Here is a 13,444-nt window from a genome sequence, read left to right on the forward strand (position 1 = left end):
AGGAATGAATACATGTGTTCACCGGACGCTTACGTTATAGGCGCCACGTTGTGAGCCTAAAACAAGAGGCCGATACCTTAAGGTATCGGCCTCTTGCTTGATAAAGCCCCTTAAATGGACTTAATGGACTGAGTGGACTTAGTCCGCAGTGCTTAGCTTAATCAGCTCGGCGCCTTCGGTGACTTGTTCGCCGACGTCAAAGAATAGCTCTTCAACCACACCGCCCTCATCCGCAGTAATGGAATGCTCCATTTTCATTGCTTCCATCACGAGCAGTACGTCACCTGCTTTAACCTCATCACCAACCTTAACTAGGATGTTAATGACTTTACCAGGCATCGGGGCTGTCAGACCGCCACCACCTACTTCTGCGCCATCAGCGGCATGCGCTAAGCTATCCGGTAGTTGTAAACGCAGTTGACCCTCTTGTGCGTAGAGATAGAGATCCTCGCCATCAAAGACTGCCTTCGCATGACTGAGCACACCATCTAAACCCAATTTAATATCAAACTGAGTCGCACTGTCTAAGGTGCTCGCTTCCCATTCTAGGCGCTGCGCAGTGCCGTGAATCATCAGTGTCCACTGATCTTTAGCCGTTTGCTGCAGCTGTAGGACGTAGTCCTGATGGCCGTCATTAATGGTGATGCTGGTGCCGTCACCCTGACGTACACGCCAGTAATCGGCGGCTGCCCATGGATCCACATAGCGAGTGGCGGTATTTTTAGCCGCACGGCTATGTTTGAGTCCGTGTTTAGCTAAATACGCCACGGCGGCGGTGGCCAAGGCTTTGCTTGAGGTTGGACGCGCCGGTGGGAAGAGCGAGGCCTGATTTTTCTCAATTAAGCCGGTATCTAAGTCGGCATTCACAAAGGCATCATTGCACATCAAACGATACAAAAAGTCAACGTTGGTGTGCAGACCGATAATATGTGTTGCTAATAAGGCTTGACGCATACGTGCAATGGCTTGCTCGCGATCGTCACCCCACACAATGAGCTTGGCAATCATCGGATCGTAGAAAGGACTGATGCTATCGCCCTCACGAATACCGCTATCTACCCGTACCGGTGCATTCACAAAGCTTTGATGTGGCGGGAAACTTAAATGGTTTAATTGACCGATTGAAGGCAGGAAGTCATTATCCGGATTTTCCGCATAAATACGTACTTCAATGGCATGCCCCTGAATCGCCAGATCCGCTTGCTGCACTGGAATTGCTTCATTATTGGCGATGCGTAGCTGCCATTCGACTAGGTCGTAGCCGGTAATCATTTCAGTCACCGGATGCTCTACCTGGAGACGGGTATTCATTTCCATAAAGTAGAAGGTACCGTCTTGTTCGGCAATGAACTCAACCGTACCCGCACCCACATAGTTAACGGCACGTGCAGCATTAACCGCTGCTTCACCCATGGCGCGACGACGTTCCTCCGTCATGCCTGGCGCAGGCGCTTCCTCGATCACTTTCTGGTGACGGCGTTGTACCGAGCAATCACGCTCAAATAAATACACGTAATTACCATGTTCATCACCAAAGATTTGAATCTCAATATGACGCGGTTTATTGACATAGCGTTCAATCAACACATGGTCATTGCTAAAGCTGCTACGCGCTTCACGCTGACATGATTCCAACATGCTGATAAACTCATCGCTACTGTTAACAATGCGCATCCCCTTGCCACCACCGCCAGCACTGGCTTTAATCAATACGGGGTAGCTAATGGCATCGGCTTGGGCGTGTAAAAAGGCCGGATCCTGATTGTCACCGTGATAACCGGGCACTAAAGGCACGCCGGCTTTTTCCATTAAGGCCTTGGCGGCAGACTTGGAGCCCATGGCTTCCATGGCTGCGGCAGAGGGGCCGATAAACTTAATGCCGGCTTGATTACATGCTTCTACAAAGTGACCGTTTTCTGCTAAGAAGCCATAACCTGGGTGAATGGCTTCAGCGCCCGTTTGTTTGGCGGCCTCAATAATGGCATCAATACGTAAATAGCTGTTAGCAGGCTCTGAACCGCCGATATACACAGCCTCATCACACGCTTGTACATGGGCCGCATGACGATCGGCATCTGAATAAACCGCAACCGTAGCAATCCCCATTGCTCGAGCGGTACGGGCAACGCGGCAAGCAATTTCACCGCGGTTAGCAATTAAAATCTTTTTAAACATAAAGCAACTCCGCTGTGATTAGATACGGAAGATACCGAATTTCGTATCTTCAATAGGGGCATTGAGGGCAGCCGATAAAGCTAGGGCTAATACGCGACGGGTATCCGCCGGCTTAATGATGCCGTCATCCCACAGACGCGCTGTGGCGTAATAAGGGTGACCCTCATGCTCGTATTTATCACGGATCGGTGCTTTAAACGCAGCTTCCTCTTCCGCTGACCAGGTCTCGCCTTTTTGCTCAATACCGTCACGCTTAACCGTGGCTAACACACTGGCAGCCTGCTCGCCACCCATTACGGAAATGCGGGCATTAGGCCACATAAATAAAAAGCGTGGACTAAAGGCGCGACCACACATACCGTAGTTACCGGCGCCGAATGAACCGCCAATGAGGACGGTAAATTTAGGTACTTTAGCCGTTGAGACGGCAGTTACCATTTTGGCACCGTGACGGGCGATCCCTTCATTTTCATACTTACGACCGACCATAAAGCCAGTGATGTTTTGTAAGAAGACTAATGGTATGTTGCGCTGGCAGCATAACTCGATAAAGTGCGTCCCTTTTTGCGCAGACTCGGAAAATAAAATACCGTTATTGGCAATAATACCGACTGGCATGCCTTCAATATGTGCAAAGCCACATACTAAGGTCGGACCGAAGCGCGCTTTGAATTCATCGAATTCTGAACCGTCCACAATCCGAGCAATCACTTCACGTACATCAAAGGGCTTGCGCGTATCGCTCGGGATAATACCGTTTAATTCCTCACTATCGTATAAAGGGGCACGCGGCTCCACGGTTAGCAGCGGGTTAGTTTTTTTGCGATTTAAGCGTGATACGGCTTGACGTACTAATTGCAAGGCATGACTGTCATTTTGAGCTAAATGGTCAGCGACACCCGAAAGACGTGTATGCACATCACCGCCACCTAGGTCCTCAGCGGTCACCTCTTCACCCGTGGCTGCTTTAACTAAGGGTGGGCCACCAAGGAAGATCGTGCCTTGGTTATTAACAATAATGGATTCGTCTGACATCGCTGGCACATAGGCACCACCCGCTGTACAAGAGCCTAGTACGGCGGCAATCTGGGGAATGCCTTTAGAGGACATCACCGCCTGATTATAGAAAATACGACCGAAGTGATCGCGATCTGGGAATACCTCATCCTGCTTAGGTAAGAAAGCACCGCCGGAGTCGACTAAATACACACAAGGTAGGTTATTTTGCTCGGCAATTTCCTGCGCGCGGATATGCTTTTTCACCGTCATGGGGTAGTAAGTACCACCCTTGACCGTTGGGTCATTACAAACAATTAAGCACTCCACACCGCTGATACGACCAATACCAGTAATCAGACCAGCCGCTGGTGCGTCATTGTCGTACATATTTAATGCGGCGAGTGGTGAAAGCTCTAAAAAGGGACTGCCCGGATCAAGTAGTTTTTCAACGCGGTCACGCGGCAGCAATTTACCGCGCGCCAGGTGCTTTTGGCGAGAACTCTCGCTACCGCCTTTATACGCAGTCGCTAGTTTCTCATTCAGATCATCGATCTGCGCCTGCATCGCTTGGGCATTTTCCTGAAAGGATTGGCTACGAATATTAATTTGACTCTTGATAATAGGCATGTCGCTCCTCCAAAACTTAGTTGTGCCTATTTAAAAAAGCTTGCTTATAGTGAGTGCGATAAGCAAGCTTTATGATAGATTGCTGTAGGCCTTTGATTAAGCCATTAGTCGACCATCTCAACCGCTAGGGCTACGGCCTCACCACCGCCGATACAAAGGCTGGCCATACCCTTTTTACCGCCGGTTTTGCGTAAGGCGGCAATTAGGGTCACCAAGATACGAGCGCCGGAGGCACCAATCGGGTGACCTAAGGCCGTCGCACCGCCGTGAATGTTGACTTTGGCGTGGTCTAGCTCTAGATCTTTGATGGCACCCATGGTTACGCAAGCAAAGGCTTCATTAATCTCATAGAGATCCACCTCGTCCTTGGTCCAACCCGCTTTATCCAAGCATTTTTGCATGGCGCCAACGGGGGCGGTAGTAAACCATTCAGGCTCATGGGCATGCTCAGCATGGGCTACCACACGGGCGAGTGGCTTAACACCGAGCTTGTCAGCGGTGGAAGCACGCATCATCACGAGTGCAGCAGCACCGTCAGAAATGGATGAGGCATTTGCCGCGGTGACTGTACCGTCCTTTTTGAATGCGGGACGTAAGCTAGGAATACGATCTGGCTTGGCGTTACCCGGCTGTTCGTCGGTATCAACCACTACATCTCCGCGTCGAGAGCTGATAGTCACGGGGGTGATTTCCCACTCGAAGCTACCGTCTTCAATGGCTTTGAGGGCGCGGTTAAGGGATTCAATGGCGTAGTTATCCTGATCCTCACGCGTAAATTGGTACTTCTCAACCATTTGCTCGGCAAAAATACCCATGGCTTGACCACGCTGATAGGCATCCTCAAGGCCGTCTAAGGCCATATGGTCGTACACGGTGGAATGACCATAGCGATAGCCGGAACGGCCTTTTAGTAGCAAATAAGGGGCATTAGACATGCTTTCTTGGCCGCCGGCAACCACCACCTCAGCGCTTTCCGCCTTGAGCATATCGGTGGCTAACATCACGGTTTTGAGACCGGAGCCGCAGACCTTATGTACGGTGGTGGCAGCTGCCGATTTAGCTAAACCGGCGCCAAGCGCGGCTTGACGAGCAGGGGCTTGACCCTGACCCGCTTGTAGGACATTACCCATCAATACTTGATCAACCACACTAGGATCAATGCCGGCGCGCTCGACTGCAGCTTTAATCGCCGTAGCACCTAATTCATAAGCAGTGGCACTGGATAAAGCGCCCATCATACCGCCCATGGGTGTACGGGCAACGGAAACAATAACAATAGGATCAGACATAAAAAACTCCTAAAAGCTTTATATATTAAGCAGTTTCATTAAATAGTTCGCGACCGATGAGCATGCGACGGATTTCGCTGGTGCCGGCACCAATTTCATAAAGCTTGGCATCACGCCATAAACGACCGGCAGGGTACTCATTGATGTAACCATTACCACCGAGAATCTGAATACCGTCACCGGCCATTTTGGTTGCCATTTCCGCCACATAAAGAATTAAGGCAGCGCAGTCTTTGCGCACGTGACGAGCATGACCCTCGCCTAAGCTGTCTAACTGCTTACCGACCGCATAGGCATAAGCACGGCTGGCTTGTAGACCGGCATACATATCGGCTATCTTGCCTTGGATTAATTGGAACTCCCCGATGGACTGACCAAATTGCTTACGATCGTGAATATACGGTACCACCATATCCATCACGCTTTGCATAATCCCAAGTGGACCGCCGGATAGCACAGCACGCTCATAGTCTAAGCCGCTCATTAAGACCTTCACACCGCCATTTAACTGGCCGAGAATATTTTCTTCTGGTACTTCACAGTCTTGGAACACTAACTCACCTGTGTGCGAACCGCGCATACCTAATTTATCAAGCTTTTGTGCAATCGAAAAGCCCGGGAAATCCTTTTCAATGATAAAGGCAGTAATACCTTTAGGACCGGCATCCGGCTCGGTTTTGGCGTAGACTACAAGGGTATCGGCATCGGGACCGTTAGTGATCCACATCTTGCTGCCGTTTAATACATAACGATCGCCTTTTTTCTCAGCCCGTAATTTCATGCTGACAACGTCGGAACCGGCACCTGGCTCACTCATTGCCAAGGCACCGATATGCTCACCACTGATTAACTTCGGTAAGTACTTGGCCTTTTGCTCATCATTACCATTGCGGAATAGCTGATTCACGCAGAGGTTGGAGTGGGCGCCGTAAGAGAGGGCAACTGAGGCGGAAGCGCGCGAGATCTCCTCCATGGCGATCATATGTGCTAAGTAACCCATTGCGGTACCGCCATACTCCTCGCTCACGGTTAAACCTAATAGACCTAGTTCACCAAACTTTTCCCATAAATCCATCGGGAACTGATCGCTATGGTCAATTTCTTGCGCGCGTGGGGCAATTTCAGTTTGAGCAAAGTCACGCACTGCATCGCGCAACATGTCTAAGTCTTCACCTAAATTAAAATTAATGCCTGGAATATTCATTTCCTCTCCTTGTGGCTAATAAAGTTATTTGCTCTGCTTGGCTAATAAATCAAAGCATATTTGCTCTTGACGATCGATTTCTTCAAGCACTTCCTGAATATCTTTTTGCTGCTGGATTAGCAGTTCTTTTTGCTTTTTTAAATGGGATAAATACGATTGTAATTGGCCTGGATGACTATTAGGGCCATCGTACATATCGATTAAATTGCGAATTTCCGCCAGTGAAAAACCCAAGCGCTTGCCGCGTAGGGCCAATTTAAGGCGGGTCCGATCGCGATGATTGTAAATCCGCTTTTGACCATCACGCTGGGGGCTAATAATCCCTTGGTCCTCGTAGTAACGAAGCGTGCGTGGTGTGACCTGATATATTTCGGCCAATTCGGAAATAGACCAAAGCTCTTGTGTCATAGCAATCAAATCTAAAAATTAAGTTTACGTTTACGTAAACGTGATTATGATTTAAGATCTATCGCTTGTCAATCATTAAGGGTATGATAGTCGAAGTTTTTTACGCCTTGACTACAAATTATGCGACGCTTTGATGAGTCAAACCGTCGAAGAGGAGACAATGAATGAATGAAAATGAAAAGAAATTAAGCTATCCCTTTGCTGAGGACTTGCCAGCAGAAGGCTATGCAATCGAAGTGGCCGCGGGGGTGAAGTGGATTCGTTTACCCCTGCCATTTGCGCTTGATCATATTAATTGTTGGTTAATCGCTGACGAGTATGAGGGTCAAAAGGGCTGGACCATGGTGGATTGCGGGATTAATAAACCCGTTGTGCGTGAGGTGTGGGAACAAATCTTTGCTAATGAGTTGGACGGTTTGCCCATTGTGCGCGTGATGGTGACTCATATGCATCCGGACCATGTGGGTTTGGCGGGCTGGCACTGTAGTCGCTGGAATGTGTCTTTGTGGATGAGTATGACGGATTATTTTGTGGCCCGTTGCTGGACCATGGACACCAAGGGTGCCGGTACCGGTGGGCAGGGTGCAGTGGCGCATTTTGCGCGGCATGGCTTATTGGATAAGGACTCGCAGCAAAAGATTTTGGAGCGCGCCAATTACTATCCCGGCTTAGTCTATCCGCCCCCAAGCAGCTTTAATCGTTTAATTGATGAACGGGTGATTGATATCGGTGGGCATGCTTGGACGCTAATTAGCGGCTATGGTCATGCGCCAGAACATATTAGCTTATATTGCCCGGATTTAGCGGTGCTGATTTCAGGGGATATGTTGCTGCCACGCATTTCAACCAATGTCAGTGTGTTTGATTTTGAGCCAGAGGCCAATCCTTTGCCGTTGTACTTGAATTCCGTGGTGAAGTTTTTAGACTTACCAGATGATACCTTGGTACTACCTTCGCATGGCAGACCGTTTAAAGGGATTAAGGAGCGTGTCACCCAGCAATTAGCCCACCACGAGGATCGCTTACGGGAGGTATTGGATCTTTGTGTAGAGCCTACCTGTGCGGCTGAGGTGGTGCCAAAAATGTTCAAGCGCCCATTGGATCTGCATCAATTGACCTTTGCGATGGGTGAAGCCTTAGCGCATCTACAAGCCTTGTACTATGAGGGTAAATTAAGTCGTGCCGCCGATGACTTGGGCGTGCTACGTTATCAAAAGATTGATGAGTAAGTAGCCCGCCAGCACAAAGAGGACGCTGGCACTTATGCGATTAAAAATAATTTGAGCGCGCGCCGATTGCTTTAACCAGGGGCCTAAGCGATCGGCAAACAGGCTGATTGCCCCAAAGACCAGCAGTGTCGCCAAAATCATTAATATGGCGAGCTGCGCATACTGGCGGCCGAGCTGGCCATTTTCCACCTGAATAAAGGGCTGGGTAAAGGAGAGAAAAAAGAGAATCACTTTGGGATTGCTGAGGTTCATCAATACGCCACGCCAATAGGCTTGTCGCGGCCTTAGCATATCGCCACCGGCTGGCGTCTGAGTCACAACACCAGCATTAAAAAGTAAATAGGCCAAATACACTAAATAGCAGGCACCGAAGACATTAATCGCTTGATACACCAGGTGATAGCGATAAATCAACTCGCTTGCGCCCACCGCCACAATTCCGGTATGCACGACTAAGCCCGAGCATAAGCCTAGAATCAACATAAAGCCAATACGCCACCCTTGACGCATGGATTGCGCCATCACATAGAGATTATCCGGTCCAGGCAAGAGTGCTAATAAAGCAGCAGCCATAAAAAACGAAAGGGCGGAGCTTAGGGTCATCACACAAGGCAGATTGGTTACAAGGCTTCAAAAGTATAGAATAAAATCAATGATATTGTTTCTTAAGCCTCAGTTTTTTAAAGATTGGAGTATCTGCCCATGAAAAAGTCTCATCATTTAGTCACTCGTTTGCAGCATCTGGGTACCCTGCCTTGTGATGCCGAGCACCCGGTTGCCGCTGTGGCGACGCCGTCGATACGTACCAGCACGGTGCGCTTCCACAGCTTGGAACAGCTAGAGCGGACGGAGTCTTTAAGAGCGCAAGGTGAGCGAGCGATGAGCTACGGTCGCATGGGTTTGCAGACGCATGCCGAATTAGAGCAGATTTTCCTTGCGTTGGAAAATGGCGATCGTTGCTTTTTGGCTTCCTCCGGTGTGGGGGCGATTAGCATGACCTTGTTGTCCTTGCTTAGTCAAGGCGATCATATGGTGTGTACGGATAATGTCTATGGTCCAGTGCGTTCGCTAGACGAGACGATTCTGCAGCGCATGGGTATCCGCAGCACCTATGTAGGCGGTCATGATTATGCGGCTTTAGAGGCGGCCATTACGCCCGATACCAAGGTTTTATACGCCGAATCCCCTGGCTCATTATTATTGGAAATGTTGGATTTTCGTGCTTTATCTGAGATTGCTAAAAAGCATAAGCTGATCTTTGTGGTAGACAATACCTGGGGTAGCGGCTTGATTTATACGCCTTTGGAATTGGGCGCAGATATTTCTATTATTGCCGGTACCAAATACATCGGCGGTCATTCAGATTTAATGCTAGGCGCAGTGGTGGTTAAAGGTGCCGAGCTTGGCGCACGCATTGATCGCAACCAATATGCCTTGGGTTACTCCATTAGTGCCGATGATGCGTGGTTAGCTATTCGTGGCGTGCGTACCATGCCCATTCGTATGCAGCAGCATGCCGCCAATGCACTTAAGGTGTGCGAGTTTTTAAGCTCATTGGATGCGACCGTCGCAATTTATCACCCCGCCTATCCGGCTGATAAGCATCATGCGCTATGGCAACGCGACTGCAAGGGTTCTAATGGTTTATTGTCGGTAGCGTTTAAAGGGAGTCGTGAGCAGGCGCGAGCCTTTGTGGATGCATTAGCGATCTTCTATATTGGTTACTCATGGGGCGGCTTTGAGAGCTTGGTGCAATGGGTGCGTCCTCAAGGCATCGCACATCATTCCTATGCCACCGAGGCGTTGCACACGGGGGAGCATCAGTTGATTCGATTGCATGTGGGCTTAGAGGCGGTGGAAGATTTGATTGCTGATCTACAGCAGGCTTATGACAAGGCCTTTGGCGCTTAGTTTTGCTCGGAGCGGAATGTATTGAAGCTTAAAGGGCTATCGTCGTCATAGGATGGAGCCCTTTAAGCGTGTGGATTGAGGAAGAAAGGGATAGTAATTACTTCTCTGCCAGTACCTTAGCAAGTAGTTCTTGCGCTTTTTGGATACTACTTTCATAGGTGCCGGTCATGGACGGGGAGGTTAAATAGCGACCATCAATACCAATGGAGGGGGTACCCTGAACACCGTAGCTCTCAGTGAGTTTGCGCGCATTACGTGCTTTATGAGCAACACTGAAAGAGCTCATGGCTGAGCTAATAGCCTCTTTTTCAATGCCTTGCTTAACCGCCCAATCAATTAAGGCCTCTTCAGTAAAAATGCGCTGACGCTCCTTATGAATGGCGTCAAAAAGCGGTAAATGTAGATCTAAGCGTCCCAAGGCTTCAATAGCGTAGTAAAACTTCTGCGTGGGCTCCATGGCGGCATTGAACGCCACAGGTACATGTAGCATCACGGCTTTGTCATCAAGATTTTTTTCCCAATCCTGCATCATCGGTGCAATCGCCGCACAATGGCTGCAGGTATAAGAGAAAAAATCCAGTACCTCAGCTTGCTCAGCGCTCGTCGTTGCTAAAGGCTTTGAAAAAGTCACGTAGGAGGGATCCTGTTGAGCCAATGCGGCGGGTGCTGCTAAGCTTGCGCTTAATAAGGCAGAGACTAAAAGGGTATTGGATAATTTGATCATCGTTAACTCAATCCTCAGGATATGTTAATTCACGGGTTTTATTCAGTAAAGCTAATGACTCTTAGGGCCGTTAAAAGTTCCTTTACTGCACGGGATGAAGTTTTAACTTCGTCGCTTGTAGTGCTTTTTGGCTTTGATTTAAGGCGCTACTGGTGGTGTAGGGGCCAATGCGCACACGATAAACCGTTTTATTATTGACTAAGGCTTTATGCACCGAGGCGCTGCTATGGCCTAATAAGAGCAACTCCGCACGCACCGCATCGGCCTCATTTTCCGAGGCATAGGCTGCTGTTTGTAGGTAAAAAGGACGCTGCTCTGTGGGCACGGGGTTTAAACTAAGTTTGGACTCAGGCGTGCTCGCCGCTGGCTTAGTGGCTGCGGCGGCAGTGACAGTACGGGCGCTGGTGCTGCTCTCTGCAGGCATGGTTTTAAGTAGCGCACCAAGATGATCTGCGTCTTCTTTGGACTTGCTAGGAGCGGCTTTGGACGCACTAGGGGAAGCCGACTTCGAAGGGCGCTCATGTTGTGCAATCAAGTTGCCGATAGGGTCTTCTGTCAGCCGTGGCTGCGGCGCTTTAGTCTCAGTAGGCGCTTTGCTAGGCGCTTTAGGTGCCGGGGCAGTGGTCACAGCGGGGCGCTCAGGTGCTGGCTTGCTAGGCGCGATGACCGGTTCAGCTGTGCGCTTAGTAGCGAGTTCTGGTGTCGGCGCTACCTCAGGGCTAGGTGTAGGGCTTGTGGTACTGAGGCGAGGCGTTGTTGTGTTAGGCTCGCTCACGGGTGCAGGGCTACTCGGCTTGCTGTCGGTGGCTACATTTGCTCCAGTCTCACGCGGTTTAGGCGGTAGCGGATTCAATATATGCGGTTGATTCGGTGTATGCGCATAATTGGGCGTGCTACCCTTGGATAAATTCGCATCTTGACGAATAAAAATCGCATAAAACAAGATGGCAACAGCCAGGCCCGCAATCATGCCCATGGCGATAAAGGAGGTACTGCTACGTCCCGAAGTCGTTGAGGCACGGCTACGTGCAGTCGTGGTTTTTCTTGCGGTGCGTTTACGAGGTGCTGCCATAATGAATCGTACGATAATCCTAAACTACATTTGCTCGGGGGCGCTGACACCAAGTAAGTCCAAGCCATTAGCAATCACTTGACGTGTGGCATCAGCTAAACTTAAACGAGCCAGCTTGAGTGCTTGATCCTCAACCATGATCCGTTCGGCATTATACCAGGCGTGAAAATCAGCGGCACAATCAATTAACCAGAAGACGAGATGGTGCGGTGCTAACTCACGAGCGGCCATTTCGACTAGATTAGGTAGTTCAGCCAAGCGCTTTAAGAGCGTTATTTCACTGGGGGCGGTCAAGTGACTGAGATCGGCCTCTGCTAAATGAGGTGTCAATTCCGCACTGTCACGCAAGAGCTTACAAATACGAGCATGGGCGTATTGTACGTAGAAAACAGGATTTTCCTCATTTTTGGATAGGGCCAGATCAATATCAAAGGTAAACTCCGTATCGGCGCGTCGTTGAATCAAGAAGAAGCGCACCGCATCCTGACCCACCCAATCAATCAGATCACGCATGGTCACGTAACTACCAGCACGTTTGGAGATTTTGACCTCTTCGCCGCCACGCATTACGCGCACCATCTTATGGAGAATATAGGCTGGGTAGTCCTTGGGAATATCCAACTTCAAGCCTTGTAAACCTGCTCGCACGCGGGCAACGGTGCCGTGATGATCGCTACCCTGAACGTTAATTGCTTGCTTGTAACCACGTTCCCACTTACTGCGGTGATAGGCGACATCCGGTAGGAAGTAGGTGTAAGAGCCATCAGATTTGCGCATGACCCGATCTTTATCATCACCGGTACCAAGTTCGGTGGTTTTTAACCAAAGGGCGCCGTCTTTTTCATAGACAAAGCCATTTTCCGTGAGGGTTTTGACCGTTTGCTCTACCTTGCCCTCGGTGTAGAGTGAGCTCTCTAAGTAGTACTCATCAAAAAATAGATTAAAGGCTTGTAAATCAAGATCTTGCTCACGACGCAAATAAGCCACGGCAAAACGGCGGATATCGTCCAGATCGTCTACATCACCGCCCGCTGTCACCTCCTTAGCGTCGGCGCTTACTGTTTTTTTGGCGATAAAATCATTGGCAATATCGACAATATAATCACCGCGGTAACCGTCCTCCGGATAGCGCTCATCCTCCGGCTCAATCCCACGGGCACGGGCTTGCACGCTAAGGGCAAGCGCATTAATCTGGTTACCGGCGTCGTTATAGTAGAACTCACGGTGCACCGTGGCACCATTGGCCGTAAATAAGCGACAAATACAATCACCCAAGGCTGCTTGACGCGCATGGCCAACGTGTAAGGGGCCAGTCGGGTTAGCAGAAACGAACTCAACCATCACCTTTTGCCCGGCTTGGTTTTGAGAATGGCCGTAGTGCTCCTTTTGTGCTTGGATCGTTGGAATCACCGCCCACAGTGTTTCTGGCTTAAGTCTAAAGTTGATAAAGCCTGGACCAGCAATCTCTGCACTGGCGAGTATGGCTTGTGCTTCAGGGTGAGCGATTAAGGCATCACATATTGCTTGCGCTAATTCGCGCGGGTTACGCTTAGCTGATTTGGCTAATTGCATGGCAATATTAGTGGCAATATCGCCGTGCTCCGCTTGCTTAGGACGCTCAAGCTTGATTTGCGCTTGATTGTCTGGCACCAGTTGATTAACCGTTTCTCGGATGATATGACTTAGTTTGTGTTGAAGCTCTGGGAGCATAGAAATCTCTACCTGTAGCGCCGCCAACAATGGGCAGCGCCACAAACAATAAATAAGGGTTAAACAATTATCGTATAAAAATCAATGTGTAATGAT

11 protein-coding genes are annotated in these 13,444 nt (G+C 49.5%); 2 read left to right on the top strand and 9 right to left on the bottom strand.

Annotated features, from left to right (window positions below; all coding sequences use genetic code 11):
• Positions 1-138: 138 nt before the first annotated feature.
• The 5 genes from HMPREF3179_RS10145 to HMPREF3179_RS10165 all read right to left on the bottom strand — a co-directional run bounded on the left by HMPREF3179_RS10145 (position 139) and on the right by HMPREF3179_RS10165 (position 6,702).
• Positions 139-2,175 (bottom strand): acetyl-CoA carboxylase biotin carboxylase subunit, encoded by a 2,037-nt coding sequence (locus tag HMPREF3179_RS10145; RefSeq protein ID WP_070471052.1) that lies wholly within the window; start codon positions 2,173-2,175, stop codon positions 139-141.
• Between the two features lie 18 nt (positions 2,176-2,193).
• Entirely contained in the window at positions 2,194-3,801 is a 1,608-nt protein-coding gene (locus HMPREF3179_RS10150; RefSeq protein WP_070471055.1) for a carboxyl transferase domain-containing protein, read from the bottom strand.
• Positions 3,802-3,905: 104 nt separating this feature from the next.
• Entirely contained in the window at positions 3,906-5,090 is a 1,185-nt protein-coding gene (locus HMPREF3179_RS10155; RefSeq protein WP_036557897.1) for an acetyl-CoA C-acyltransferase, read from the bottom strand.
• Between the two features lie 25 nt (positions 5,091-5,115).
• A complete protein-coding gene (locus tag HMPREF3179_RS10160) occupies positions 5,116-6,294 on the bottom strand; it encodes an isovaleryl-CoA dehydrogenase (RefSeq protein WP_048767458.1) in 1,179 nt (392 codons plus the stop codon).
• Positions 6,295-6,318: 24 nt separating this feature from the next.
• Entirely contained in the window at positions 6,319-6,702 is a 384-nt protein-coding gene (locus tag HMPREF3179_RS10165; RefSeq protein WP_070471057.1) for a MerR family transcriptional regulator, read from the bottom strand.
• Positions 6,703-6,866: 164 nt separating this feature from the next.
• On the opposite strand from HMPREF3179_RS10165, the gene HMPREF3179_RS10170 reads away from it, so the two are divergent.
• Complete coding sequence (locus HMPREF3179_RS10170) at positions 6,867-7,931, top strand: MBL fold metallo-hydrolase (protein ID WP_018025338.1); 1,065 nt, start codon at positions 6,867-6,869, stop codon at positions 7,929-7,931.
• On the opposite strand, the gene HMPREF3179_RS10175 is transcribed toward HMPREF3179_RS10170, so the two are convergent.
• Complete coding sequence (locus tag HMPREF3179_RS10175; protein WP_070471058.1) at positions 7,905-8,534, bottom strand: LysE family translocator; 630 nt, start codon at positions 8,532-8,534, stop codon at positions 7,905-7,907. The genes HMPREF3179_RS10170 and HMPREF3179_RS10175 overlap by 27 nt on opposite strands.
• Positions 8,535-8,633: 99 nt before the next feature.
• Here HMPREF3179_RS10175 and HMPREF3179_RS10180 point away from each other — a divergent pair, with 99 nt between their 5' ends.
• Entirely contained in the window at positions 8,634-9,842 is a 1,209-nt protein-coding gene (locus HMPREF3179_RS10180; protein WP_070471060.1) for a trans-sulfuration enzyme family protein, read from the top strand.
• Positions 9,843-9,939: 97 nt separating this feature from the next.
• On the opposite strand, the gene HMPREF3179_RS10185 is transcribed toward HMPREF3179_RS10180, so the two are convergent.
• The 3 genes from HMPREF3179_RS10185 to argS all read right to left on the bottom strand — a co-directional run bounded on the left by HMPREF3179_RS10185 (position 9,940) and on the right by argS (position 13,348).
• Entirely contained in the window at positions 9,940-10,566 is a 627-nt protein-coding gene (locus tag HMPREF3179_RS10185; RefSeq protein ID WP_018025341.1) for a thiol:disulfide interchange protein DsbA/DsbL, read from the bottom strand.
• Between the two features lie 82 nt (positions 10,567-10,648).
• On the bottom strand, positions 10,649-11,638 hold the full coding sequence (locus HMPREF3179_RS10190; protein ID WP_048767454.1) for an SPOR domain-containing protein: 990 nt from the start codon (positions 11,636-11,638) through the stop codon (positions 10,649-10,651).
• 24 nt (positions 11,639-11,662) lie between these two features.
• Positions 11,663-13,348, bottom strand: coding sequence for an arginine--tRNA ligase (argS, locus tag HMPREF3179_RS10195; RefSeq protein ID WP_026156706.1), 1,686 nt, complete (start codon positions 13,346-13,348; stop codon positions 11,663-11,665).
• Between the last annotated feature and the right edge of the window lie 96 nt (positions 13,349-13,444).

Origin of the sequence: Oligella sp. HMSC09E12 (assembly GCF_001808505.1) — a bacterium.
In the GTDB taxonomy this organism is placed as follows: Bacteria; Pseudomonadota; Gammaproteobacteria; order Burkholderiales; family Burkholderiaceae_B; genus Oligella; species Oligella urethralis.